At 74.7% G+C, this 24,702-nt stretch carries 21 protein-coding genes; 2 read left to right on the top strand and 19 right to left on the bottom strand.

The annotated features are described in order from the left end of the window. The first annotated feature begins 191 nt into the window (after positions 1 to 191). Positions 192 to 971: a DUF1707 domain-containing protein gene (locus AB0C78_RS44250; RefSeq protein WP_360760509.1), complete on the top strand. Its 780-nt coding sequence runs from the start codon at positions 192 to 194 to the stop codon at positions 969 to 971. 111 nt (positions 972 to 1,082) lie between these two features. Here the strand turns inward: AB0C78_RS44250 and AB0C78_RS44245 are convergent, their stop codons facing one another. The 19 genes from AB0C78_RS44245 to mraZ all read right to left on the bottom strand — a co-directional run bounded on the left by AB0C78_RS44245 (position 1,083) and on the right by mraZ (position 23,114). Further along, on the bottom strand, positions 1,083 to 2,510 hold the full coding sequence (locus tag AB0C78_RS44245; protein ID WP_360760507.1) for a hypothetical protein: 1,428 nt from the start codon (positions 2,508 to 2,510) through the stop codon (positions 1,083 to 1,085). A gap of 175 nt (positions 2,511 to 2,685) precedes the next feature. After that, positions 2,686 to 3,639: a DivIVA domain-containing protein gene (locus AB0C78_RS44240; protein ID WP_360760504.1), complete on the bottom strand. Its 954-nt coding sequence runs from the start codon at positions 3,637 to 3,639 to the stop codon at positions 2,686 to 2,688. A 49-nt stretch (positions 3,640 to 3,688) separates the two neighbouring features. Next, entirely contained in the window at positions 3,689 to 3,973 is a 285-nt protein-coding gene (locus AB0C78_RS44235; RefSeq protein ID WP_151547235.1) for a YggT family protein, read from the bottom strand. Positions 3,974 to 3,994: 21 nt separating this feature from the next. Further along, on the bottom strand, positions 3,995 to 4,531 hold the full coding sequence (gene sepF / locus AB0C78_RS44230) for a cell division protein SepF (protein ID WP_190862283.1): 537 nt from the start codon (positions 4,529 to 4,531) through the stop codon (positions 3,995 to 3,997). A 102-nt stretch (positions 4,532 to 4,633) separates the two neighbouring features. Continuing rightward, the gene (locus AB0C78_RS44225) at positions 4,634 to 5,374 is read right to left on the bottom strand and encodes a YggS family pyridoxal phosphate-dependent enzyme (RefSeq protein ID WP_360760501.1); all 741 of its coding nucleotides are present in this window, start codon (positions 5,372 to 5,374) and stop codon (positions 4,634 to 4,636) included. Further along, positions 5,371 to 6,105, bottom strand: a complete 735-nt coding sequence (gene pgeF / locus AB0C78_RS44220; protein WP_360760498.1) for a peptidoglycan editing factor PgeF — start codon at positions 6,103 to 6,105, stop codon at positions 5,371 to 5,373. The genes AB0C78_RS44225 and pgeF overlap by 4 nt, the downstream gene beginning before the upstream one ends. Beyond that, positions 6,102 to 7,595 (bottom strand): cell division protein FtsZ, encoded by a 1,494-nt coding sequence (ftsZ, locus tag AB0C78_RS44215; RefSeq protein WP_360760496.1) that lies wholly within the window; start codon positions 7,593 to 7,595, stop codon positions 6,102 to 6,104. The genes pgeF and ftsZ overlap by 4 nt, the downstream gene beginning before the upstream one ends. A gap of 451 nt (positions 7,596 to 8,046) precedes the next feature. Then, a complete protein-coding gene (locus tag AB0C78_RS44210; RefSeq protein ID WP_360760493.1) occupies positions 8,047 to 8,811 on the bottom strand; it encodes an FtsQ-type POTRA domain-containing protein in 765 nt (254 codons plus the stop codon). Positions 8,812 to 8,892: 81 nt separating this feature from the next. Continuing rightward, positions 8,893 to 10,302, bottom strand: a complete 1,410-nt coding sequence (gene murC, locus AB0C78_RS44205) for a UDP-N-acetylmuramate--L-alanine ligase (protein WP_360760490.1) — start codon at positions 10,300 to 10,302, stop codon at positions 8,893 to 8,895. Further along, the gene (gene murG, locus AB0C78_RS44200) at positions 10,299 to 11,393 is read right to left on the bottom strand and encodes an undecaprenyldiphospho-muramoylpentapeptide beta-N-acetylglucosaminyltransferase (protein WP_151546879.1); all 1,095 of its coding nucleotides are present in this window, start codon (positions 11,391 to 11,393) and stop codon (positions 10,299 to 10,301) included. Before murG ends, murC begins: the two co-directional genes overlap by 4 nt. A gap of 123 nt (positions 11,394 to 11,516) precedes the next feature. Beyond that, positions 11,517 to 12,776 (bottom strand): putative lipid II flippase FtsW, encoded by a 1,260-nt coding sequence (gene ftsW, locus AB0C78_RS44195; protein ID WP_151546878.1) that lies wholly within the window; start codon positions 12,774 to 12,776, stop codon positions 11,517 to 11,519. Further along, positions 12,773 to 14,191: a UDP-N-acetylmuramoyl-L-alanine--D-glutamate ligase gene (murD, locus tag AB0C78_RS44190; RefSeq protein WP_360760486.1), complete on the bottom strand. Its 1,419-nt coding sequence runs from the start codon at positions 14,189 to 14,191 to the stop codon at positions 12,773 to 12,775. The genes ftsW and murD overlap by 4 nt, the downstream gene beginning before the upstream one ends. A gap of 2 nt (positions 14,192 to 14,193) precedes the next feature. After that, positions 14,194 to 15,252 carry a phospho-N-acetylmuramoyl-pentapeptide-transferase gene (mraY, locus tag AB0C78_RS44185; RefSeq protein ID WP_151547069.1) on the bottom strand — a complete coding sequence of 353 codons (1,059 nt, stop codon included), beginning with the start codon at positions 15,250 to 15,252 and terminating at the stop codon, positions 14,194 to 14,196. Then, positions 15,249 to 16,661, bottom strand: coding sequence for a UDP-N-acetylmuramoyl-tripeptide--D-alanyl-D-alanine ligase (murF, locus tag AB0C78_RS44180; protein ID WP_360760484.1), 1,413 nt, complete (start codon positions 16,659 to 16,661; stop codon positions 15,249 to 15,251). Before murF ends, mraY begins: the two co-directional genes overlap by 4 nt. Before the next feature lie 18 nt (positions 16,662 to 16,679). Then, a complete protein-coding gene (locus tag AB0C78_RS44175; protein WP_360760481.1) occupies positions 16,680 to 18,200 on the bottom strand; it encodes a UDP-N-acetylmuramoyl-L-alanyl-D-glutamate--2,6-diaminopimelate ligase in 1,521 nt (506 codons plus the stop codon). A gap of 81 nt (positions 18,201 to 18,281) precedes the next feature. Beyond that, positions 18,282 to 20,561 carry a penicillin-binding transpeptidase domain-containing protein gene (locus AB0C78_RS44170; protein WP_360760479.1) on the bottom strand — a complete coding sequence of 760 codons (2,280 nt, stop codon included), beginning with the start codon at positions 20,559 to 20,561 and terminating at the stop codon, positions 18,282 to 18,284. A gap of 49 nt (positions 20,562 to 20,610) precedes the next feature. Beyond that, positions 20,611 to 21,456, bottom strand: coding sequence for a hypothetical protein (locus tag AB0C78_RS44165; RefSeq protein WP_360760476.1), 846 nt, complete (start codon positions 21,454 to 21,456; stop codon positions 20,611 to 20,613). Next, positions 21,453 to 22,439 carry a 16S rRNA (cytosine(1402)-N(4))-methyltransferase RsmH gene (gene rsmH, locus AB0C78_RS44160; protein ID WP_360760473.1) on the bottom strand — a complete coding sequence of 329 codons (987 nt, stop codon included), beginning with the start codon at positions 22,437 to 22,439 and terminating at the stop codon, positions 21,453 to 21,455. Before rsmH ends, AB0C78_RS44165 begins: the two co-directional genes overlap by 4 nt. A gap of 243 nt (positions 22,440 to 22,682) precedes the next feature. Next, the gene (mraZ, locus tag AB0C78_RS44155) at positions 22,683 to 23,114 is read right to left on the bottom strand and encodes a division/cell wall cluster transcriptional repressor MraZ (protein WP_151547170.1); all 432 of its coding nucleotides are present in this window, start codon (positions 23,112 to 23,114) and stop codon (positions 22,683 to 22,685) included. Between the two features lie 514 nt (positions 23,115 to 23,628). Between mraZ and AB0C78_RS44150 the strand changes: the two genes are divergently transcribed. After that, positions 23,629 to 24,702 (top strand): MoxR family ATPase, encoded by a 1,074-nt coding sequence (locus AB0C78_RS44150; RefSeq protein WP_360760469.1) that lies wholly within the window; start codon positions 23,629 to 23,631, stop codon positions 24,700 to 24,702.

The following is a 24,702-nucleotide window of genomic DNA, read 5'->3' as shown; positions in this document are numbered from 1 at the left end:
GGGGGCGACCCCCTGGAACCCCCGTCGTCGGGCAGGCCCGCTGCGCTCGCTGCACTCGCTCCGCGGGCCTGCCCGTGGCGGTGGCCGGGGTCCGGCCTTCCGCGGCGGCGCTCAGCCGGACTGAGTGGAGAGGGATCCGGGTTTTTCGCGACACATCGCGTCTGCGGTGCCGGGTTTGCGATGATGGTCCCGTGAACCTTCCCGAGCAGCCCTCCGAGCCCGACTCGCCGGCCCGCATGCGCGCCTCGGACGCCGACCGCGACCAGGTCGCCGACCGTCTCCGCGAGGCCCTCGCGGAGGGCCGCATCACGCCGGAGGAGCACGCCGAGCGCATCGACGCCGTCTACCGCGCCAAGACCTACGCCGACCTCGACCCGCTCCTCGCCGACCTGCCGTCCGAGCAGGCGCCGCGGCCCAAGGTCCGGCTCCAGAAGGACGAGGCGGCGCTGCCGCCGCCCGTCCGCCAGTCGTCCAGCCTCGTCGCGGTCTTCAGCGGCGCGACCCGCAAGGGACGCTGGCTCGTGGAGCCGACCACCAACGTGTCCTGCGTGTTCGGCGGCGTCGACCTGGACTTCCGCCAGGCCGTCCTCAGCCAGGGCGAGGTCACCGTCAACGTCAGCTGCCTGTTCGGCGGCATCGACATCACGGTGCCGCCCGGCGTGCGGGTGACCAACTCCGCCGCGATGGTGTTCGGCGGCGCCGACCTGCCCGACGACGTCATCGACCCGGACGCGCCGCTGATCCGGCTGACCGGCATGGTGATCTTCGGGGGGATCAACGTGCGCCGCCGCGAGATCGGCGAGAAGCGCTCCCGGCACGACCGGCAGCTGGAACGCCACCGGCGGCACATGGAGCGGATCGAGGAGCATCACGAGCGGATGCTGGAGCGGCACACCGACATGCATCGCCGCCGCGACGAGCGCCGCGAGCGCCTCCGCGAGCTCCGCGCCGAACGCCGCCGCCACCGCTGATCCGCCCGCCCGCTGCGGCGAGCGCGCCCCCAGCCGCCGCGGAAAGGCCGTCCGACGGCGGGGCGCAGGACGCGGGGGCGGTGCGGCGCGGAGGCGGGAGCCTTGCGGCCGTCAGTCCCTGGCGTGCTCGCGGTCGGGCTGGCAGACGAGGCACGGCGTGCAGCCGCGGGCCTTCGCCTCGGCGCGGGACAGCGCCTCCAGGTCGTCGGCCTCGTCGCCGATGTCCTCGATGAGCGCGCAGTCGGTGCGGTGGTAGCGCTTCGTGCCGCTGAGGATCCGGACCTGCGGGCCGCCGTCGTCGGCCTCCCCGGTCTCGGCGGGCTCGTCGAAGTCGTCGAAGCCGTCGTCGGCGGGCGGGTCGGCCGGCCGCTCGTCCGCGGCGGGCGCGGCGGGCTCGGGGACGGCCGCGTCGTCGGCGTCGCGGGGCCGCGGCGCCGCCGCGTCGCCCAGGTTCAGCGGGTCGTCACCGAAGTCGGCGGTGACGTCGGCCGGCGCGGATCCGGCCGCAGCGGGCCTCTCCGCCGCGGACGCGGCCTCCGGCTCGGGCTCCGGCTCCTCGGCCGCCTGCGGCTCGACGGCGGGCTCCTCGGCCCGCTCCGGCTCCCGCGGCGGCGGGCCGGCGACGGGGATGTCCGTCAGCGTCGGCCCGGCGGGGCCGCGGAACGGGGCGGGGGCCTCCGGCTCGGGGTCCGGGTCGGCGGGCGAGGACGACCACGCGGACGGCACCCGGCCGGCCGGCGGCTCCTCGCGGTGCTCGGCCGCCGGGCGGTCGTGCTCCGGCTCGCCCGGCTCCGGCACGCGGGGGATCTCCGCGGTCGGGTCAAACGACGCGGGCGCGGAGTGCGGCGCGAAGGGGGCGGCGGGCGCGGGCTTCGCCAGCCCGGCCAGGCCGCCCTCCGCACCGGCCGCGGAGCGGTCCACGCGGGGCTTGGTGAGGTCGGAGCCGTCCGCGACCGTCCTGCCCGGGTCCGGTGACCCGGGTCCCGACGCCGCGGCGCGCGCCGCCAGTGCGGTGTCGGGCATGCAGGCGGTGCAGGGGCTGAACCCCTCCTCCTTGGCCTCGGCGTAGGTGAGCTCCTCGGTGTCGCGCCCGGCGAGCTGCCGGCACGTGTCGAGGTGGTAGCGCTTGCGTCCGCGCACGACGAACACCAGGGCGTCGTCGGGCACGTCGACGGGCTGGACGGGGATCTCCACCTCGTCGTCGGGCTCGGCCGGGGCGTCCAGGGACGGCCGGGGCGCCGCGGGGGCGCCGGCCGCGCTCTTGGCCGCGGGCGCCGGCGGAGCCGGCCGCGGCCGCTTGGCCTTCCTGCCCTTCCTGGCCGGCGCGGCGGGGGTGCCGCTGCCGAAGAGCTCCTTGCGGCGCAGGAACACCCCGATGGCCAGGCACAGCGCGGAGACGATGCTGACGGCGATCGAGATGTAGATCACCACCAGCGCATCCAGGCCGAAGACCTGGGCGCTGTCTCCGTTGCCGGCGACGATTCCCGCAACCAGCAGGGCGATCGCCGCCACCACGAGAACGCCACTCAGGATGATCACAGGGTCTCTCCCCCTCGTTCGGACCGCTCGGCTCCGGGCCGCCCTTCAGGCCCAGGTGTCACGCCGTATCTCCCCGGCCGACCGGCCCCGGCCGGCCGCCTCGGGGCGCCGGGACGGCGGCGGTGCCATCCTCGGCGCGGCGATCGGGACGACACTATCGCCTGCGGTGCCCGAGTCAGCGCCTCTCGTGCGGCGGGTTGTCACCGCCGCCGGAGTGGAACGCGCCGGTCGCCGAGTGCTGCACCTGCTGGGCGTGCTCGGCGGGCGACGGGAACGCCGGCCCGGCGGGGTTGGAGCCGCCGGCTCCGCCGTTGCGGTTCTCGGCGTGCGGCAGCGCGTTCTGCGGTCCCGTCTGGGGCCCGGCCTGCGGCGCGGTCGGCTGCGGCGCGGTCGGCTGCGCCACCGAGGGCGCCGCGCCCGGGACGGCGGCGAACGCGCCCGTCTCGGTGCTGCCGGCCTCGAGGTCGCGCAGCTGGCCCTCCAGGTAGACCTTCAGGCGGCTGCGGTACTCCCGCTCGAAGGCGCGCAGGTTGTCGACCTCGCGCTCGAGCTCCTCGCGCTGCTGCACGAGCGACCCCATGACCTGGCGGTGCCGCTCCTGCGCGTCGCGGTCGAGGGCCTCGGCGCGGGACCGGGCCTCGCTGACGATCTGGTCGGCCTGCCGGCGGGCCTTGCCGAGGATCTCCTCGGCCTCGCGGCGGGCGCGGCCGAGCGTCTCGTCGGCCTCCCGGCGGGCGTCGGCGATCGCCTGGTCGGCGGTCTGCTGCGCCAGCGCCAGCACGCGCGCGGCGGTGTCCATGTTGTCCTCGCCGGTGGGCGCGGGCGCCATGCCGAGGCCGCCGAGGGGGACGGGCTCGGGCTCGGGCTGCGGCTGCGGCTCCGGCCGGGGGGGCTCGGGGATCTTCTGGACGTCCGGCTTGGGCTCCACGATGGGGGCGGCCATGGCGGGAACCTTGCCACGGAGGCACTCGGCGAGCTTGGCCCGCAGCTCCTCGTTCTCCTGGATGAGGCGGTCGAGCTCGGCCTCGACCTCGTCGAGGAAGGCGTCCACCTCCTCCTCGTCGTACCCCGGCCTCAGCCTGGTGGTACTGAACTGCTTGTTCCGCACATCGGCGGGTGTCAGCGGCATGTTCGTCTCCTTGGCGCGCTTGGAGTCTGTCCCGAAGGACGGTATCCGATCAGAGCCTCTGCACGAAGATGATCAAGACCCACACCACAAAGATGAGGAAGGTGAAACTGAGGTCCAGCGCCACGTTACCCAGCCGTATGGGAGGGATGAAACGCCTCAGCAGCTTCAGCGGCGGATCGGTGATGGTGTAGGTCGCCTCGGCGATCACGAGCACCACCCCTCTGGGACGCCACTGCCTGGCGAACGACTGCAGCACCTCCAGGATCAGCCTGCCGATCAGGAAGAGCAGGAAGATGTACAGGAGGTACGTCAGCACCTGTCCAACGATGTTCACGGACACTCTCGCATGTGGCTGTCAGCTTTGGTTGAAGAACCCTCGTTCTGCCATCCGGGCCTTGTCCTCCGCCGTCACCTCCACGTTGGCCGGTGAGAGGAGGAACACCTTGTTGGTAACACGCTCGATGCTCCCGTGCAGGCCGAACACGAGACCCGCCGCGAAGTCGACGAGCCGCTTGGCGTCGCTGTCGACCATCTCGGTCAGATTCATGATCACCGGTGTGCCCTCACGGAAGTGCTCCCCGATGGTCCTCGCCTCGTTGTAGGTCCTAGGGTGCAGCGTAGTGATGCGCGCAAGGTCGGTGGTACCGGACTCGTAGAGCGCCACGGAGCGTCGCTCGGGCGGTGACACCGCGTGATGATCGCGTTCCCGGTCCGCGGTCTCCTCGGCTCGGGTAAGCTGACCGCCGGATTCGTCCTCGCGGCGCCGCCCCTGGCCGGGGTCGGTCTCGTCGTCGTAGGGCTCGTAGTCGTACTCGTCGCCGTACTTGTCGTCGTAGCGGTCGTCCTCCACCAGGCCGAGGTAGACCGCCATCTTGCGCATCGCGCTGGCCATACGCCCCTCCGTGTCCTGTGGCCGCGGCACCCGGCGCCTCCGGCGCCGCTGGACCGATCCGTCTACGTGGCCCGCGTTCCGGCAGGTACCACTCCCGGGACATTACCTGACGATTGCCCGTCGGCCGCCGAGCAACGCCGTACCGATCCGCAGGTGTGTCGCGCCGCACGCGATCGCCTGCTCCAGATCCCCGCTCATGCCCGCAGAGACGCTCCGCGCGTCCGGATGGTTCCGGCGCAGGTCCGCCGACAGCGCGGCGAGCCGTTCGAACGCCGGTGCCGGGTCGGCGCCGAGCGGCGCGACGGCCATCAGCCCGCCGAGCTCCAGGCCCGGGGCGGCGGCGATCTCGTCGGCGAGCGCCGGGACCTGCGCCGGGGCCGCGCCGCCGCGGTGCTCGGCCTCGTCCAGCGAGACCTGGACGAGGCAGCGCAGCGTGCGCCCGGCCCGGCCGGCGGCGCCGGACAGCGCGGTGACCAGCCGGGACCGGTCGACGGAGTGCACGACGTCGGCGTAGGAGGCGACCGCGCGGGCCTTGTTGGTCTGTAGGGACCCGACGAAGTGCCAGGTCAGCGGGAGGTCGGCGCACTCGGCGGCCTTCGGCCGCGCCTCCTGGTCGCGGTTCTCGCCGACGTCGGTGAGTCCGAGCCCGGCCAGCAGCCGCACGTCGGAGGCCGGGAAGGTCTTGGTCACCGCGATCAGCGCGACCTCCGCCGGGTCGCGTCCGGCGGCGGCGCAGGCGGCGGCGATCCGGCCGCGGACGTCGGCGAGGTTCGCGGCGAGTTCGGCGCGCCGCTCGTCCGAAGCCGCCGGGGCCGCCGGGCGGCCGGGCTCGCCGGCGGTCACGCGCCGCCGTCCTGGAGCCAGACGAATCCGGCGAACCGGCCGGTGCGGCCGTCGCGGCGGTAGGAGAAGAGGTCCGGGGTCTCGATGGTGCAGCGCGGGTCGACGCGGACGTCGCCGACCCCGCTCGCGGCGAGCTGCGCGGCGATGCCGGCGCGGATGTCGAGGCCCGGGGTGCCCTTGGACGTCGTCGCGTGCGCGGCGGGCACCACGGCGGCGACCTCGTCGCGCATCTCCGCGGGCACCTCGTAGCAGCCGCCGCACGCGGCGGGGCCGATCGCGGCGCGTATCCGGGCGGGGTCGGCGCCGCGCTCGCACATCGCCTTCACCAGCGCGGGGACGACGCCGGCCGCGGTGCCGGGCCGGCCGGAGTGGGCGGCGCCGGCCACGCCGGCGGCGGGGTCGGCCAGCAGGACGGGGGCGCAGTCGGCGACGAGGACGGCGAGGACCAGGCCGGGGACGGTGGTGACGATCGCGTCGACGGGGCCGCCGGCGTCGGCGGGGGCGGTGACGAACGCGACGTCGGCGCCGTGCACCTGCCGCATCCAGACGGTGCGCGCGGGGTCGACGCCGAGGGCGGCGGCGGCGCGCCGCCGGTTCGCGGTGACGGCGGCCGGGTCGTCGCCGACCGCGCCGCCCAGGTTCAGGGAGTCGTAGGGGGCCGTGCTCACGCCGCCGGGCCGGCCGGTGAAGGCGGCGCCGACGCCGTCGCCCAGGGCGACGGTGGTGATCACTTCAGGAAGTCGGGCACGTCGAGGTCGTCGTCCTCGTCGAACACGACCGGGCGGCGGCGCCCGCCGGCGGGGGCGGGGCCGCCGTCGTTCTCGCCGGCGTGCACCCGGGAGGGGGTCGACTCGGCGGACGGGCGCGGCGCGGGGGCGCGCGAGCCGGTGTCGGAGCCCTGGTCGCGGTCGCCGGACTGCCCCGGCTGGGAGGACGGCTGCGGCTCGGCGCGGCCGGAGTCCGAACGGGCCGGGTCGCCGGGAGGCGACCCGCCGCGGCCGGCGGCGCGGTCGTCGCCGGCCGACCCCGGGGAGCGCTCGGCCTCGGGCCGCGGCGCGGGCGCGGGGACCGGCGCCGCGAGCGGCGCGGACGGCTGCGGCGCGGCGGCGGCCTGCGCGACCGACTGGTGCGGCGCGGGCTGCGGGCCGGTGTCGGAACGGCCGACCCGGCTCGGGATCGGGTTGGACGGCGCGGGCGGCGCGGCGGGCGGCGGCACCGGGCGGGGCGGCGGGGCGGCGCGCTTGGTCTCCGGCTCAGGGGCCGGCCGGGTAGGGCGTCCCTCGTCGAACCCCGCGGCGATCACGGTGACCCGCACCTCGTCGCCGAGCGCGTCGTCGATGACCGCGCCGAAGATGATGTTGGCGTCCGGGGCGGCCGCGTTGGAGACGAGCTGCGCCGCCTCGTTGATCTCGAACAGGCCGAGGTCGGAGCCGCCGGAGATGGACAGCAGCACGCCGTGCGCGCCGTCGATGCTGGCCTCCAGCAGCGGGCTGGAGATCGCCATCTCGGCGGCGGCGACGCTGCGGTCGTCGCCGCGGGCCGAGCCGATCCCCATCAGCGCCGAGCCGGCGCCGGACATCACGGACTTGACGTCGGCGAAGTCCAGGTTGATCAGTCCCGGCGTGGTGATCAGGTCGGTGATGCCCTGGACACCGGACAGGAGCACCTGGTCGGCGGCCTTGAACGCGTCCAGCACGCTGACCTGCCGGTCGGAGATCGACAGCAGCCGGTCGTTGGGGATCACGATGAGGGTGTCGACCTCGTCGCGCAGCGTCTCGATGCCGGCCTCGGCCTGCATCGCGCGGCGCTTGCCCTCGAAGCTGAACGGGCGGGTGACCACGCCGATCGTCAGGGCGCCGAGCGACCGGGCGATGTTGGCGACCACGGGCGCGCCGCCGGTGCCGGTGCCGCCGCCCTCCCCGGCGGTGACGAAGACCATGTCGGCGCCCTTGAGCACCTCCTCGATCTCCTCCCGGTGGTCCTCGGCGGCCTTGCGGCCGACGTCCGGGTTCGCTCCGGCGCCGAGGCCCCGGGTGAGCTCGCGGCCCACGTCCAGCTTCACGTCGGCGTCACTCATCAGCAGCGCCTGGGCGTCCGTGTTGATCGCGATGAACTCGACGCCCTTGAGTCCCTCCTCGATCATCCGGTTGACGGCGTTGACGCCGCCGCCGCCGATACCGACGACCTTGATGACCGCGAGGTAGTTCTGCGGTGCTGCCACGACGAGGGGCCTTTCCGCTCGCTCTATCCGACCCGCCGGTCCGGTCTGCCGACCGTCCGCCGCGGAGTTTCCTGACCTGTGCGCTTTTCCGGCGCGGGAAGCGGGCGGAACCGACCGTCGATCCGATCCACCCTCAACCCTCACCCTCAACTTGAGGCTTACAGTTATGTCAACCTGAGGACTGATACGGACAGTAGGGCGGCCTTACCGCCAGGGTCAACTAACCTCCCCCGAACTCCACCGGCGTGTCGCACTGGGCACGGGTTTGCCCTGGTTGGCGACGGACGTGTCCGCCGCCTGCCGCTCAGTGCACCGCCGCCCGCCCTCCGGTCCGTCCAGGCCGGCCGAACTCCGGCCGACCGTTCCAGCGTGCCCCATCGGACGCCCGGAATCGCCCCGACACACGCACCGGACCCGAACGGCTTGACATTCCGCCGCGCCATCCGGCCGGTCACCGCGTGATCAGCACCTCCGGCGAGCTGACGTCGACGCTGTGCAGGGACCGCCCCGACGCCGTCCGCTCCACCGAGTCCAGCAGGCGGATCTTCTCCGCAGCGCGCTCCGGCGGGCCCCACGTCACCGTCAGGCCGCCCTTCATGTGCAGCTCCACGGACGCGGGATCGGCCGCCTCCACCTCGGTGACCCGGCCGCGCAGCCGTTCCGGCAGGCCGGTGAGCACCTTGAGGGCCGCGAGCGTCGCCGGGTCGGACGGCCCGGGCGAGGCGACGGTCAGCTCCGGAAGCCCCGGCGGGCGCGACGCCCCGTCCGCCACGGTCACCCCGTGCCGGTCGAGGCGCTCGTAGCGGCCGCCGCGCCGCAGCACCGCCACCGGGACGCGCTCGTGCACGACGATCCGGACCGTCGCGGGCCAGTCGCGCTTGACCTCGGCGGACTCCACCTCGCGGAGCCGCTCCACCCGCGCCCTGATCGCGCCGGTGTCCAGCCGCGCCATCGGGACGCCGAGCCGGATCCCGGCGGCGGCGACGATCCGGTCGCGCGGCGCGAGCGCGGCGCCGCTCACCTCCACGTGCCGCACCACCAGCAGCTTCGAGCCGAGCAGCACCCAGCCGACCGCGGCCAGCGCGCCGAGCACGAGCAGCGCGACGAAGATCACTTTCCATCGGCCCGGGCGTGCCCGGTCCGCGGCGGTCTCCGGCCCGTCCGCCGCCCGGTCCCCGGCCTCGCTCTCCGGTTGGTCCGTCCGCGCCTCGGTCATGACCCCAGCTTGACAGTGATCGGCCCGCGCGCCGCCGAACGCCCGCGCGGCGGCGTGTCCCCCTCCGCGCGGCGCGGGCGCTCAGCGGGCCGCGAGCCGCTCCAGGACCAGCGGGCCGAGCGCGGTCACGTCGCCGGCGCCCAGCGTGATCACCACGTCGCCGGGACGGGCGAGCGAGGCGGCCAGGGCGGGGACCTCGTCGCGCACGGGCGCGTAGACGGTCTCGGTCCCGGCGGGGACGGCGTCGGCGACGAGCGCGCCGGTCACGCCGGGTTCGGGGTCCTCGCGGGCGCCGTAGACGTCCAGGACGACGGCGACATCGGCGAGGCCGAGCGCGGCGCCGAACTCGGCGGCGAAGAACCGGGTGCGGCTGTACAGGTGCGGCTGGAACACCGCGACGATCCGGCCCGGCTCCTGCTTCTCCCCCAGGTAGCCGCGGGTGGCCTCCAGGTCGGCGGTCAGCTCGGTCGGGTGGTGGGCGTAGCTGTCGAACACCTCGACGCCGCCCGCCTCGCCCTTGCGCTCCAGCCGCCGCATCGCGCCGCCGAACGCGGCGAGCCCCTCGCGCACGGCGGCGTCGTCGACGCCGAGCGCCTGCGCGACCGCGACGACCGCGGCGGCGTTGAGCGCGTTGTGCCGGCCGGGGACGGCGAGCGCCACCTCGCCGGCGCCCTCGATCGTGAAGCGGGAGCCGAGGCCGCGCGGGGTGAACCCGGTGACCCGCAGGTCGGCGCCCTCGGCCTCGCCGTACGTCCGGACGGTCAGCCCCCGCGCGCGCGCCAGTTCCGCCAGCTCCATCGCGACGGGGTCGTCGGCGCCGGCGACGAGGGTCCCGCCCGGCTCGATCCGGTCGACGAACCTGGCGAAGTTCTCCTTCACCATCTCGAAGCCGCCGTAGTTGTCGAGGTGGTCGGCCTCGACGTTGGTGACGACCGCGATGTGCGGGGTGTACATGAGGAACGAGCCGTCGCTCTCGTCGGCCTCGGCGACGAACACGTCCCCGGTGCCCTCGTCGGCGCCGAGCCCCGTGGTGACCAGCTGCCCGCCGATGCAGTACGACGGGTCGGCGCCCGCGTGCTGCAGCGCGACCGTCAGCATCGACGTCGTGGTGGTCTTGCCGTGCGTCCCGGCGACGGCGACGGCGCGCCGCCCCGCCATCAGCGACGCCAGCGCCGCCGAGCGGTGCAGCACCCGCAGCCCGCGCTCGCGGGCGGCGACCAGCTCGGGGTTGGCCTCCCGGATCGCGGTGGACACCACGACGGTGTCGGCGTCGCCGACGTGCGCGGCGTCGTGCCCGACGAACACCTTCGCGCCGAGGTCGCCGAGCTGGCCGAGCAGCTCGGAGTCGCGCGCGTCACTGCCCGACACGGCGATCCCGCGGCGCAGCATGATCCGGGCGATGCCGGACATGCCGGCGCCGCCGATGGCGATGAAGTGGACCCGGCCGAGCTCCCCGGCCGGGACCACCTCGCACGGGTCGATCAGGCTCATCGGGCGGCGCCCGCCGCGCGGACCACGTCGTACACCATCCGGGCCAGCGCGACGTCGGCGTCCCGGCGGCCCATCCGCCCGGCCGCCTCGGACATGTGCGCGACCCGGCCCGGGTCGGCCAGCACCGGCAGCAGGTTCCGGGCGATCCAGTCCGGCGACAGCTCGGCGTTGTCGACCAGCATGCCGCCGCCCGCCGCGACGATCGGCTCGGCGTTCAGCCGCTGCTCGCCGTTGCCGATCGGGAGCGGCACGTACACCGCCGGGAGCGCGACCGCGGCGAGCTCCGCGCAGGTCATCGCGCCGGCCCGGCACATCGCCATGTCGGCGGCGGCGTAGGCGAGGTCCATCCGGTCGCAGTACGGGATGGTGACGTACTGAGGGCCGCCCTGCGCCGGCTCGGGCTCCTCGGTGTTCTTCGGCCCGACGATGTGCAGCACCTGGATGCCGGCCTGCCGGAAGTACGGCGCGGCGGCCACCGCGGCCTGGTTGAGGGAGCGGGCGCCCTGCGACCCGCCGAAGATCAGCAGCGTCGGCAGGTCGGGCAGCAGGCCGAAGTAGGAGCGGGCCTTGTCGCCCATCGCCAGCCGGTCCAGCGCCGCGATCTCGCGGCGCAGCGGGATGCCGACGAAGGTGGCGTTCGGGAGCGGCGAGTCCTGGTGGGACACCGCGACGTGGTCGGTGAAGCGGGCGCCGAGCTTGTTGGCCAGGCCCGGCTTCGGGTTGGCCTCGTGCACGATGATCGGCACCTTGCGCTTGCGCGCGGCCAGGTAGCCGGGGGTCGCGACGTAGCCGCCGAACCCGACCAGGATGTCGGCCTGCGCCTGGTCCAGCACGTTCGCCGCCGCGTTGATCGCGCCGCGCAGCCGTCCCGGGACCGACAGCAGCTGCGGGGTCAGCGTGCGCGGCAGCGGGACCGGCGGGATCAGCGCGAGCTCGTAGCCGCGCTGCGGGACCAGCCGGGTCTCCAGGCCGCGTTCGGTGCCGAGGCAGACGATCCCCGTGTTGGGGTCGTTGCGGCGCAGCGCGTCGGCGAGAGCCAGGGCGGGCTCGATGTGTCCGGCGGTGCCGCCGCCGGCCAGGACAACCCTCATGCTCGTTGACAACTCCTCAGCGTGTTCGACGTGTCGGGTGCCGTCCGCTCGCGTGCCGTCCGTCCCGCACTCGGCGCGTGCGGGCGGCGGACGCCGGGTCGCCGGCACCCCGGCGGGGGGATTTCAGCGCCGTGCCAGTCCCAGCCAGCTTAGAGCCCTCACGACCGGTCCGGGGCCGCGTGCGGACAGTGCCTGCCGCGCGCCGGGCTCGCGTTTGGCGAACGCCAGCAGCATCCCGAGCGCGATCAGCGTCGGGATCAGCGCGGAGCCGCCGTAGGACACCAGCGGCAGCGGGATGCCGGTGATCGGCAGCACCCCGATCACGGCGCCGATGTTGACGATGGCCTGGACGACCAGCCAGGCGGTCGCGCCGGCCGCGGCGAGCCGGGTGAACGGGTCCTTCACCCGGCGGGCGATGCGCAGCCCCGCGTAGGCCAGCAGCCCGAACAGGCCGAGCACGACGAGGGTGCCGACCAGCCCGAACTCCTCGCCGACGATCGCGAAGATGAAGTCGGTCTCGGCGTGCGGCAGGTAGTCCCACTTGGCGCGCCCCTCCCCGAGGCCGGTGCCGAACAGCCCCCCGGAGGCGACCGCGAACAGGCCCTGGATTCCCTGGTAGTTGCTCGTCAGCCGGTTGCCGGCCGGGTCGAGGAAGCCGGTGAGCCGCTGCATCCGGTACGGCTCGACGATGATCAGGATCGACACCAGCAGGCAGACGAGGCCGGCGATGCCGACGAACAGCCGGCCCGGCGCGCCGACCACCCACAGCAGCGCGAGGAAGATCGTCAGCAGGACGAGGGTGGTGCCGAGGTCGTTGCCGAGCATGACCAGCAGCACCAGCACCCCGGCGCCGGGCAGCAGCGGCACGAGCAGCGGCCGCCACTCGGTGAGCTGGCCGAGCCGCTCCTTGCGGGCCAGCAGGTCGGCGCCCCACAGCACGAGCGCGAGCTTGGCGGGCTCGGACGGCTGGATCTGGACGGGCCCGAGGTCGATCCAGCGGGTGGCGCCGCCCGCGCTGCGGCCGAGGCCGGGGACCAGCACCATGGCGAGCGCGACGATCGACAGCAGCAGCAGCGGGTAGGCGAGCGCGCGGAACGTCCGCACCGGCAGCCGGGACGCCAGCCACATCAGCGGCAGCCCGATCACCATCCACACGGCCTGCTTCTGGAACAGCGTGTAGGCGGACCCGGTCTCCTGGAGCTGCTTGACCGACGACGCGGACAGCACCATGGTCAGGCCGAGCGCCAGCAGCATCACCGAGCAGCTCAGCACCAGGTAGTAGGAGGTGAGGGGGCGGTCGAGCAGCCCGACCGCGGCGACCACCTGCTCGCGCGGCCCCGCCCGGCGCGTCCGTTCCTCCTCGGCCGGTACGGCGGTGGTCATGACGCCTGCGGGTCTCCGGCGGCGGCGAGGCGTTCCACCGCGGCGATGAACGCCTCGCCGCGGGCGGGGTAGTTGGCGAACATGTCGAAGGAGGCCCCGACGGGGGCGAGCAGCACGGTGTCGCCGGGACGGGCGAGCCCGGCTGCTTCGGTGACGACGCGGTCCATGGCCCCAGTGTCGGTGTCGGCGACGTCGACGACCGGGACATCGGCGGCGTGTCGCGCGAGTGCCTCGGCGATCCGGTGCCGGTCGCGGCCCATCAGCACGACGCCGCGCAGCCGCCCGGCGCAGGTGCGCACCAGGTCGTCGACGTCCAGGCCCTTGAGCAGGCCGCCGGCGATCCACACGATCGACTCGTAGGCGGCCAGGGACGCGGCGGCGGCGTGCGGCTGGGTCGCCTTGGAGTCGTTGACGTAGGCGACGCCGGCGACGTCGGCGACGTGCTGGATGCGGTGCGGGTCGGGCACGAACGAGCGCAGCCCCTCCCGGACGGCCTCGGGCGGCACGCCGAAGGCCCGCGCCAGGCCCGCCGCCGCGAGCGCGTTGGCGACGTTGTGCGGGGCGAACGGGCGGACGTCCGCCAGCGCGGCGAGCTCGGCGGCCTCGCTCGCCGGGTCGGCCGTGAACGCGCGGTCGACCAGCAGTTCCTCGACGACGCCGAGCTCGCCGGGGCGCGGCACGCCCAGCGTGAACCCGGCGCGCCGCTCGACGCCCTCGGCGCGCTCGGCGAGCGCGGTGGAGGTGGCGTCGTCGGCGTTGTAGACCGCGACGGTGCCGGGCGCGAAGATCTTCGCCTTGGCGCCGACGTAGGCGTCCATGGAGCCGTGCCAGTCGAGGTGGTCGGGCGCGATGTTCAGCACGGTCGCCGCCAGCGGCGCGAGCGAGCTCGACCAGTGCAGCTGGTAGCTGGACAGCTCCACCGCCAGCACGTCGTACGGCTCGGCGACGGCCTCGACGATCGGGGTCCCGACGTTGCCGACGGCGAGGGCCTTGTGCCCGGCGGCCGTCAGCATGCACGCCAGCATCCGGACGACGGTCGTCTTGCCGTCGGTTCCCGTGATGGCGAGCCACGGCGCCGCGCCCTGCTCGCCCGCGGGCCGCAGCCGCCAGGCCAGCTCGACCTCGCCGATGATCTCGACGCCGGCCGCGGCGGCCGCCGCGAGCAGCGGCGCGTCCGGCTTCCATCCCGGCGAGGTGACGACCAGGCCGGTGCCCTCCGGGAGGGTCTCGCCGTCGCCGAGCCGGACCGCGACGCCGCGCTCCTCCAGCTCGGCGGCCTGCGCGCGCTGCTCGTCGCCGTCGCGGGCGTCGACGGCCGTGACGCGGGCGCCGCGCGCGGCGAGCGCGCGCGCCGCGGCCCGTCCGGACACGCCGAGCCCGGCGACGCAGACGGCGAGGCCGTCCCAGGGACTCATCGTCACTTCTTCGGCATCCATTCCAGGTAGAAGATCCCGATCCCGATCCCGACGAACAGCGCCGACATCAGCCAGAACCGCACGACGATCGTGGTCTCGGCCCAGCCGGACAGCTCGAAGTGGTGCTGCAGCGGGGCCATCTTGAACACCCGTTTCTTGGTCATCTTGAAGCCGCCGACCTGGATGATCACCGACAGGGTGATCATCACGATCAGGCCGCACAGGATGGCCAGCAGGAACTGGGTGCGGGTGAGGATCGCGAGGCCGACCAGCACGCCGCCGAGGGCCAGCGAGCCGGTGTCGCCCATGAAGATCTTCGCGGGCGGGGCGTTCCACCACAGGAAGCCGAACACGCCGCCGAGCACGGCCGCGGCCACCACCGCGAGGTCCAGGGGGTCGCGGACGTTGTAGCAGTTGGGGGCGAGCGCGGCGGCGCAGGAGTTGCGCAGCTGCCAGTTGCCGATGATCACGTAGGCGGCCAGCACCATGCCGGCGGGGCCCGCGGCCAGGCCGTCCAGGCCGTCGGTGAGGTTCACGCCGTTGGACATCGCCGCGATCAGCAGCAGCGCCCAGACGACGAACAGGTAGGGGCCGATCGAGGGGCCGAAGTCGCGCAGGAAGGACAGGTGGGGGTCGGCGGGGGTGATGTCGTAGCCGTTGGGGAAGTTCAGCGAGGCGACCGCGAAGACCACCCCGACGAGGATGATGCCGATCATCTTGGCGCCGCTGCGCAGGCCGAGGCTGCGCTGCTTGAACACCTTGATGAAGTCGTCGACGAACCCGACGAACCCGAGGCCGGTCATCAGGAACAGCACCAGCACGCCCGAGATCGTCGGCGCCTCGCCGGTGAACAGGTGCGCGAGCGCGTACCCGAACAGCGACCCGACGATGAAGACGGTGCCGCCCATGGTGGGGGTGCCGCGCTTGGTGAGGTGGGCCTCGGGGCCCTCGTCCCGGATCATCTGGCCGTAGCCGAGCCGGTTGACGATCCGGATCCACACGGGGGTGCCGACCATGACGAACACCAGCGCGAACCCGGCCGCGATGAGGATGTTGGTCATCGACCGGCCTCCGTGCCGGGCCCGCCGGGCCCGTCCGGCGCGAGCAGCGCCTCGGCGACCCGTTCCAGCCCGGCGACCCGGGAGCCCTTCACCAGCACGACGTCCCGCGGCGCGAGCCGCTCGCTGAGCGCGGCCACCGCCGCGCCGACGTCATCCACCTGCACGCACTCTCCCGTCCATGACGCCACCTCCGCGGCACCTTCGGCCATCGCCGCCGCGTTCGCGCCGACGACGACGAGGCCGTCCAGCCCGCTGCGCGCGGCGTGCCGCCCGATCCTGGCATGTTCCGCGGCGGACGAACCTCCCAGTTCGGCCATTTCTCCCAGCACCGCGTACGCGCGCCGGCCGCGGGCCATGTGCGCGAGCACGTCGATCGCGGCCCGCGTCGAGTCGGGGTTGGCGTTGTAGGCGTCGTTGACCACCGTCACCCCGTCGGCCCGCTCGGTGACCTCCATCCGCCACCGGCTCGCCGGCTCCGCCTCCGACAGCCCCGCGGCGATCTCGTCCACCGGCAGGCCCGCCGCCCGCGCCGCCGCCGCTGCCGCCAGCGCGTTCGCGACCGCGTGCGAACCGTACAGCCGCAGCGCCACCGGCGCCGAGCCCTCCGGCGCCACCAGCGTGAACCGGGCCCGGCCCTGCTCGTCGAGCGTCTCGTCCACCGCGCGGACCGCCGCGCCCTCCGACCGGCCGAACGTCACGACCTCGCCCACCGTCCGCGACGCCATCGCGCTCACCAGGGGGTCGTCGGCGTTGAGCACGGCGGTGCCGCCGGGCCGCAGCGCCTCCACCATCTCGCCCTTCGCCTGCGCGATCGCCTCCCGGCTGCCGAACTCGCCGAGGTGCGCGGTGCCGACGTTCAGCACCACGCCGACGTCGGGCGGGGCGATCCGGGTCAGGTAGGCGATGTGCCCGATGCCCCGGGCGCCCATCTCCAGCACCAGGTGCCGCGTCTCGGCGTCGGCGCGCAGCACCGTCAGCGGCAGCCCGATCTCGTTGTTGAACGAGCCCGGCGGCCACACCGTCGGCCCCGCCCGCCCGACGAGCTGCGCGATCAGGTCCTTGGTGGAGGTCTTGCCCGCCGACCCGGTGACCGCGGCGACGGTCGTGTCCGGCAGCCGCTCCAGCACGCCCCGCGCGAGCCGGCCGAGCGCCTCCTTCACGTCGTCGACCAGCACGGCCGGGCCGCCCACCGGGCGCTGCGCCAGCACCGCCGCGGCCCCGGCCGCCAGCGCGGCGGCGGCGAAGTCGTGCCCGTCCGCGCGCTCGCCCTTGAACGCCGCGAACAGCGCCCCGGGCTCCACCGCGCGGGAGTCGATGACCACGGGACCGCCGGCCACGGCGTCCGGGGGCGCCCCGTCGACGGTGCCCCCCGTGATCTCCGCGATCACCGACAGCGGAAGTGGGATCACGCCTGCGTCCCGTCCCCTCTACTTCTCTTCCCGAGGCGCGGCACGCCGCAGCGCCTCCCGGACGACCTCGCGGTCGTCGAACGGCTGCACCTCGCCCGCCGCGTACTGGCCCTGCTCGTGGCCCTTGCCCGCGACGACGAGGACGTCGCCGCGGCGGGCCCGGCCGACGGCCAGCGCGATGGCGGCGGCGCGGTCGGGCTCCACGACGATGTGCGCCCGGTGCCGCTGCGGCACCTTGAGCCCGCCCTCGACCATAGCGGCGAGGATGGCGAGCGGATCTTCGGACCTCGGGTTGTCGTTGGTGAAATACGCCATGTCGGCCAGCCGCGCCGCCGCCTCGCCCATCAGCGGCCGCTTGCCGCGGTCGCGGTCGCCGCCGCAGCCGAGCACCACCGCGAGGGTCCCCTCGGTGACCGGACGCAGCGCCGTCAGCACCGCCTCGACCGCGCCGGGCTTGTGCGAGTAGTCGACGAGCGCGACGAAGTCCTGGCCCTCGTCGACCCGCTCCAGCCGCCCGGGCACGCCCTCCAGCGACGCGACGCCGCGCACCGCCGACGGCAGCCCGATCCCCGCCTCCACCAGCGCGACGATCGCGGCGAGCGCGTTCGCGACGTTGAACGGCCCGGCGAGCCGCACCGAGGCGTCGGCCTCGACGCCGCCCGGCCCGACGACCCGGAACACGCTGCCGTCCGCGCCGACCCGCACGTCCTCGGCCCGCCAGTCCGCCGCCGGGTCACCGGACGCCGAGAACGTCGTCATCGGGATCCGGGCGATCTCCAGCAGCTCGCGGCCGTAGTGGTCGTCGAGGTTCACCACCCCGACCCGCGCGTACTCCGGCGTGAACAGCTGCGCCTTCGCCAGGAAGTAGTCCTGCATCGTCGGGTGGTAGTCGAGGTGGTCCTGCGACAGGTTCGTGAAGACGGCGACCTCGTAGTGCGCGCCGCCGACCCGGCCCTGCACCAGCGCGTGGCTGGACACCTCCATCGCCGCGGCGCCGACGCCGCGCTCGCGCATCATGGCCAGCAGCGCGTGCAGGTCGGTCGCCTCCGGCGTGGTCAGCGCGCTCGGCACCCGCTCGTCGGCGACCCGGATCTCCACGCCGCCGACCAGCCCGGTGGTGAGACCGGCGCCGCGCAGCCCCGCCTCGACCAGGAACGCCGTGGTGCTCTTGCCGCTGGTGCCGGTGATGCCGATGAGCGTGATGTCGCGTCCCGGCTCCCCGTACACCCAGGCGGCCGCGTCGCCGAGCCGCGCCCGCGCGTCCGCGACCACCAGGACCGGCAGCCCGGTCGCGGCGGCGCGGCTCCGGCCGGCGGCGTCGGTGAGGATCGCGACCGCGCCCGCCGTGGCGGCCTGCGCGGAGAACTCCGCGCCGTGCGTGCGGGTGCCGGGCAGCGCCGCGTAGACGTCGCCGGGCCGCACCGCCCGCGAGTCGTGCGTGATCCCGGTGACCCGCGCGTCCCCCCAGTCGCCCCGCCCGATCCCGAGAGTCGCCGCGAGCCCGTCCAGCGGACGGGCCTGAGTGGTGGTCGGACGCATGACGGTTCTTTCGGTGCCGGTGGGACGGGAACGCTGGTGAACGGATGGTGGACTCACGGCGAGTGAGGGTACTCGCTGCGGTCAGTCTCGGGCGTAGATCTTGATGATCGGCGGTTTGCTCCCCGTCGGCGGGATCTTCTCGGACTGCAGCGCGAAGCTCATCACGTCGCGGAACACGGGCGCGGCGACGTCGCCACCATAGTGGCTGCCCCGCTTGGGGTCCTGCAGGACGACCTGCACGACGAGCCGCGGGTCGTCGGCGGGCGCGAACCCGGCGAACGACGCCGTGTACCCCTTGTAGCATCCGCAGCCCGCGTCGAAGCGCTGCGCCGTGCCGGTCTTGCCCGCCACCCGGTAGCCCTTGATCTGCGCCTTCGGCGCGGTGCCCTCGGCGGTGGTGACGCCCTCCAGCATGTCGCTGATCTGCCGGGCCGTGCCCTGGCTGATCACGCGGCGCTGCTGCGGGGCGGGCGCCGGGGTGAACCTGTCGTCCGCGCCGACCGTCCCCGCGACCAGGTTCGGCGCGACGCGGACGCCGCCGTTGGCGATGGTCGCGTAGACGCTCGCCATCTGCACCGCGTTGACCGACACCGTCTGCCCGAAGGCGATCGGGTACCGGTCGGTGCCCGACCACTTCGACGGCGGGTTCAGCAGCCCCGCCGTCTCCCCCGGCAGCGGCAGGCCGGTCTTCTGGCCGAACCCGAAGTCGCGCAGGGTCTGGTAGAGCTGCTCCTCGCTGATGGTCTGGCTGGCCATGATGGTGCCGACGTTGCTGGACTTGGCCAGCACCCCGGCGAACGTCAGGTCCTCCACGCCGTGCGGCTCGGAGTCGTGGAACACCACGTTGTACTTGCTGATCTTGTCGGGGACCTTGAAGGGCGTCTGCGGCGTGACCCCGCCGTGCTCCATGACGGCGGCGGCGGTGACGACCTTGCCGGTGCTGCCCGGCTCGTAGGCGTCCTGCACCAGCGGGCTGCCCCACACGTCGCGGTCGTCCTTGGTGACGTGGTTCGGGTCGTAGCCGGGCGCCGACGCCATCGCCAGCAGCCGGCCGGTGCGCGGGTCCATGACGATGACGGTGCCGCTGCGCGCGCCGCTCGCCCTGACCTGCTTCTCGATCTCCTGCTGGGCCTTGAACTGCAGGTCCTGCTGGAGGGTGAGGCGGATGCCGCGGCCGGGCACGGGCGGCTTCTTCTGGTCCTCGCCCATGGGGATGTGCTGGCCCTCGAGGCTGATCTCCACGCGCTGCCAGCCGTCCCGCCCGGACAGCACGGCGTTCTGCGTGCTCTCGAGGCCGGCGGCGCCCTGTCCCGCACCGTTCACGAAACCTATGACGCTCGCGCCCAGCGATCCGTTGGGATACTCCCGGCGATATTCCGGCAAAGTCCCGATGCCCTGGAAGTTCCACGACGTGATGAGGCGGGCCTGGTCGGGGGTGACGCCGTGCGCCAGCGTGACGAACTGGGTGCCCTTCTTGCTGATCGCCTTCATCACCGCGTCCGGGCTCAGGCCGAGGGCGGGCGCGAGCGCGTTGACGATCGCCTGCCGCTTCTCCGGCTTGATGACGTACGGGTCGGCGGTGATCGCGCGGGCCTCCACCGTCACGGCGAGCCAGTTGCCCTGCGCGTCGGTGATCGCGCCGCGGACGGCGGGCAGCGTCAGCTTGCGCAGCCGCTGGTCCATCGCCTGCTCGCTGTACTTGCCCGACTCGATGGTCTGGAGCTGGACGAGGCGGCCCGCGAACAGCGACAGCACGAACGCCACGACCAGCAGCCCGGCGTTCAGCCGCTTCATCGGGTCGCGGCGGTGGAAGGGGACGCGCGGGCGGCGCGGGGGCCGCGGCGGGCGGCGCCCGGACCCGCCGCCGGGGCGCGGGCCGCGGGGGCCGTCGCGGCGCGTCCCGCCCGTGCGGGACGGCCCGCCCGGCCGCGCGGTGGGCGCGGTCGTGCGGAACGCGGCCGTCCGGCTCTTCGCGGGCGCACCGCCCTTGCCGGAGCCGCCCCTGCCTGAGGTCGCCTTGCCGGTCGCGCCCTTGCCGGTCGCGCCCTTGCCGGTCGCGCCCTTGGCGGTCGCGTTCTTGCCGGTCGGCTTCTTCTCCGCGTCCTTCTTACCGGTGCCCTTGCGCGGCTGCGGGACGGTGCCGCCGCGGGCCGGGCGGCGGGCGGCGGGGCCGCCCTTCTTGCCGGGCCGGCCCGCCGCGTCCGCGCGTCCCGCCTGCGGGCGCGGCGGGTTGCCGGTCTGGCGCCCGGACGCGCGCGCCGCGCCCGGGCCGCTCGTGTCGTCCCGCCCCGCCGAGCCCCGGGGGCCGCGTTTCCGGCCGGGCGGCGGCCCGGCGGTCCCGCGTCCGGGTCCCTTCGTCACCGCGTCCCCCGCCCCTCGGTGCTCACCCCGTCGTGGCCGCCGCCCCGCGTCACGGCCGGCCGCTCCCGGTCCCGGTCCCCCGCGCCGCGGTGTTCCCGTGCCCCGAGCCGTTGCCCTGCGCCGATCCGTTGCCCTGTGCGGGGCCTCCGGAACCGGTCGCGCCGGACGGCACCGGGACCCCGTCGCCCGGCACCACGGTGCCGGGCACGCCCAGGACGGCCGCCGCGCCGGCGGACGCGGTGGCCGACTGCGGGACGGGCCGCAGCCCGCCCGCGCTCGTCTTGCCGGTGCCGGGGAAGTAGAACCGCGGGTACTTGTTCTGGACCATGCCCTGCGCCTCGGCCTTGCGCGCCAGGTTCTGCGGCGAGTTCTCCTCCTCGTTCTGCGCCTGCAGCTCCTGGCCCTGCTGGTCGAGCTCCTTGTTCTGCTGCTCGAGCTTGCTCAGCGTGAAGGCGTCCTTCGCCAGGACGGTGTTGAGCAGCAGCAGGCTCACCAGCGCGCCGCCGAGCAGCGCGATGATGAGCAGGACGAACGGGGCGCGCGGCGGCACGGCGGCCGAGCGCCGCGCCGGCCTGGGCTCGCGCCGTGCCCGGACGGCCGCCGCCTGCGCGTCCCCGCCCGGTGCCTTCTTCGGCGGTGTCCGCTTCGCCGGGGCCCGCTTGGGCGCGGCGGGCTCGGGCGGGGCGCCCTTGCGCGGCCGGGCCTTGGCCGGGGCGGCCGCGGCCGGCGCGCCCTTCGCCGCGCTCTTCGCCGGGCGGCGCGGCGGCGCGGCCCGTCCCGCGGCGGCGTCGGCCGGGCGGTCCGGGTCGGGCCTCTTCTTCTTCGCGGGCGCGGCCTTCTTCGGCGCGTTCCTGGCGGGCGCGGTGGCCGGCGGGCGTCGGCTCGTCGTCGTCATGTCGCCTCCCGGACCCGCTCGGCGGCGCGCATCCGCACCGACCCGGCCCGTGGGTTGGTCGTGGTCTCCTCGTCGGACGGCAGCTCGGCCCCGCGCGTCAGGAGCCGGAACCTCGGCTCGTGCTCCGGCAGCGGGACGGGCAGCTCCGGCGGGGTGGTGTCGGCCGCCTCGGCGGCGAGGACCCGCTTGGTGATGCGGTCCTCCAGCGAGTGGTAGCTGAGGACGGCGACCCGGCCGCCGACCGGGAGCGCGTCCAGGGCGGCGGGCAGCGCCCGCCGCCAGATGTCCAGCTCGCCGTTCACCTCGATGCGCAGCGCCTGGAACGTCCTTTTGGCCGGGTTGCCGCCGGTGCGGCGGGTCGCGGCCGGGATGGAGGTGCGGACCAGGTCGGCGAGCCGCCTGGTGGAGTCGAGCGGGGCGCGCTCGCGCTCGCGGACGATCGCCGAGGCGATGCGCTGGGCGAACCGCTCCTCGCCGTACTCGCGCAGGATGCGCGCCAGCTCGGCGGGCGGGTAGCCGTTGACGACCTCCGCCGCGGTGAGCGTCTGGGTGCGGTCCATCCGCATGTCGAGGGGCGCGTCATAGGAGTAGGCGAAGCCGCGGTCGGCCTCGTCGAGCTGCGGGGAGGAGACGCCGAGGTCGAACAGCACGGCGTCCACCGACGGGACGCCGAGCCGGGCGAGGACGCCGGGGATCTCGTCGTAGACGGCGTGCTCGAACGCGACGCGGTCGCCGAAGGGGGCGAGCCGGCGCGCGGAGCGCTCCAGCGCGGTGGTGTCGCGGTCGAGGGCGATGACCCGCAGGTCCGGGTGGGCCCGGAGCATGGCCTCGGTGTGGCCGCCCATGCCGAGGGTGGCGTCGAGGTAGAGGGGTGTGCGCCCGGCGGCGCGGGCGGCGTCCACGGCGGGGGCGAGGAGTTCCAGAACGCGACCGAGCATGACCGGTACGTGACCGGCCCCGGCCGCGTGGTCTCCCACGTCCATGGTTCACCCCCCTGGTACTGCCACCTCGCTCGCGGACTGTGTGGCATCGCCGGTCCGGACCTTGCGCGCCCCCGGCGGCGGCCTCGCCCGGCCAGGTCCCCATCCGCTGCCCTAAGGGAAGATCACCGCGTTACCGCGGGGGGTCGCCGTCTGGCACCGGGGAAGCTGCGCCAGCTGGCTCGGAGAGCGGCTGGAGACCTGGCCGAACGTGGGCCAATGCCGGTCAACGGACCGACGGGTCGTCTAGAGGATCCCGGGCAACACCTCCTCCGAGACGTCGGAGAACGCCTGTTCCTCCTGCTCGAGGTAGGACTCCCAGGCCTGGGTGTCCCAGATCTCCAGGCGTGTGTTGGCGCCGATGACCGTGCAGTCGCGGGTGAGGCCCGCGTACGTGCGCAGCGGCGGCGGGATCGTGACGCGTCCCTGCTTGTCGGGGACCTCGTCGGAGGCGCTGGCGAAGAAGACCCGGCTGTACGCGCGGACCGCCTTCTCGGTGACCGGCGCGGCACGCAGAGCCTCGGTGATGCGCTGGAACTCCGCCATGGGGAAGACGTACAGGCAGCGTTCCTGGCCCTTCGTGATCACCAATCCCCCCGACAGCTCCTCGCGGTACTTCGCCGGCAGGAACAGTCGTCCCTTGTCGTCGAGGCGCGGTGAATGGGTGCCGAGGAACACCGGCCCCACCTCCCGCGCCGCATGAGGCGCTACTGCTCCCCACGGCGCCCCACTCTACTCCACTCTTCCCCACCGTCAACAAGGAAAACGCCTTCCGCGCACGAAGATCATCGAGAAAGCCGCAGGTCAGATGGGGTGGGGCGGAGTGGGGGGCGGCGGGCGCCCCTCCGCGCGCCGTCCCGCGGCGGTCCCGCCGGGACGGCCCGCGGCACCGTCCGCCATGGACCTTTGAGGGGGCGCGCGGGAGGGCCGGGAGCGTCCGGTGGGGCGAAGTGGTGGGGCCGGTGGAGCGAAGTGATGGGCCCGGTGGGGCTGTGGTGGTGATCGCCGTGGAGCACAATGGGCTCGCGTTCCACATGAACATCGCGGCGGGCCCGCCGACGACGTACTGTCGGTTGGGCGGGCGCACAGAGCGCCGCACCGGTCGCGAGGAGACGGGCCCCCGGTCCCGGGGGGCGGGCTCCGTCAGGGGCCTTCGAGCACACCACGCGGCCGGACGGCTGAGGAGGGTTTGGTGGCAGTAGGCACGCACGGCGAGTCGTTCATGGAGACCGACCCCCCGGCATCGCGCCCCGCCCGGCCCGGCAGCGCGGGCCGCGGCAGGGCGGAGGGCCCGGCGGGACGCGAGGGCTCCGGCGGCGACCTGGCCGGCCTCGCGCGGATCGCCGACCGGATCCGGGCCGCCGTCGAGTCGGTGATCGAGGGCAAGCCGAAGGCGGTGCGGCTGGCGCTGACCGTGCTGCTCGCCGAGGGGCACCTGCTGATCGAGGACGTGCCGGGCGTCGGCAAGACGATGCTGGCCAAGGCCCTCGCGCGCTCCGTCGACTGCTCGGTGCGGCGGGTGCAGTTCACGCCGGACCTGCTGCCCAGCGACATCACCGGGGTCAGCGCCTACAACCAGGAGCTGCGCGAGTTCGAGTTCAAGCCGGGCCCGGTGTTCGCCAACATCGTGGTCGGCGACGAGATCAACCGGGCGTCGCCGAAGACGCAGTCGGCGCTGCTGGAGTGCATGGAGGAGCGCCAGGTCACGGTGGACGGCACCACCTACGCGCTGGAGCCCCCGTTCATGGTGATCTCCACGCAGAACCCGGTCGAGATGGAGGGCACCTACCCGCTGCCGGAGGCGCAGCGCGACCGGTTCACCGCGCGGATCTCGATGGGGTACCCCGACCCGGCGGCGGAGCTGGAGATGCTCGACGCGCACGGCGGGTCGTCGCCGCTGGACCGGCTCACCCCGGTCGCGCACGCCTCCGACGTCCGCGACCTGATCGAGGTGGTGCGGCGCCAGCACGTCGCGGCGTCGGTGCGGCAGTACGCGATCGACCTGGTCACCGCGACCCGCAAGCACCCCGAGCTGCGGCTCGGCGCCTCCCCCCGCGCGACCCTGCACCTGGTCCGGGCGGCGCGCGCGTACGCGGCGCTGGACGAGCGCGACTACGTGCTGCCGGACGACGTGCAGGAGCTGGCCGTCCCGGTCCTGGCGCACCGGCTGCTGCCGACCGCGGAGGCGCAGGTGGAGCGGCGGCGTCCCGAGCAGGTGGTCGCCGAGCTGGTGCGCCGCCTGCCGGTGCCCGCACCCGGGAAGTGA

Source organism: Actinomadura sp. NPDC048394 (genome assembly GCF_040651755.1).
Lineage (GTDB): Bacteria > Actinomycetota > Actinomycetes > Streptosporangiales > Streptosporangiaceae > Spirillospora > Spirillospora montaniterrae.
Note: the sequence above shows the minus strand (reverse complement) of the source record. Positions and strands in the feature narration are given on the sequence as shown.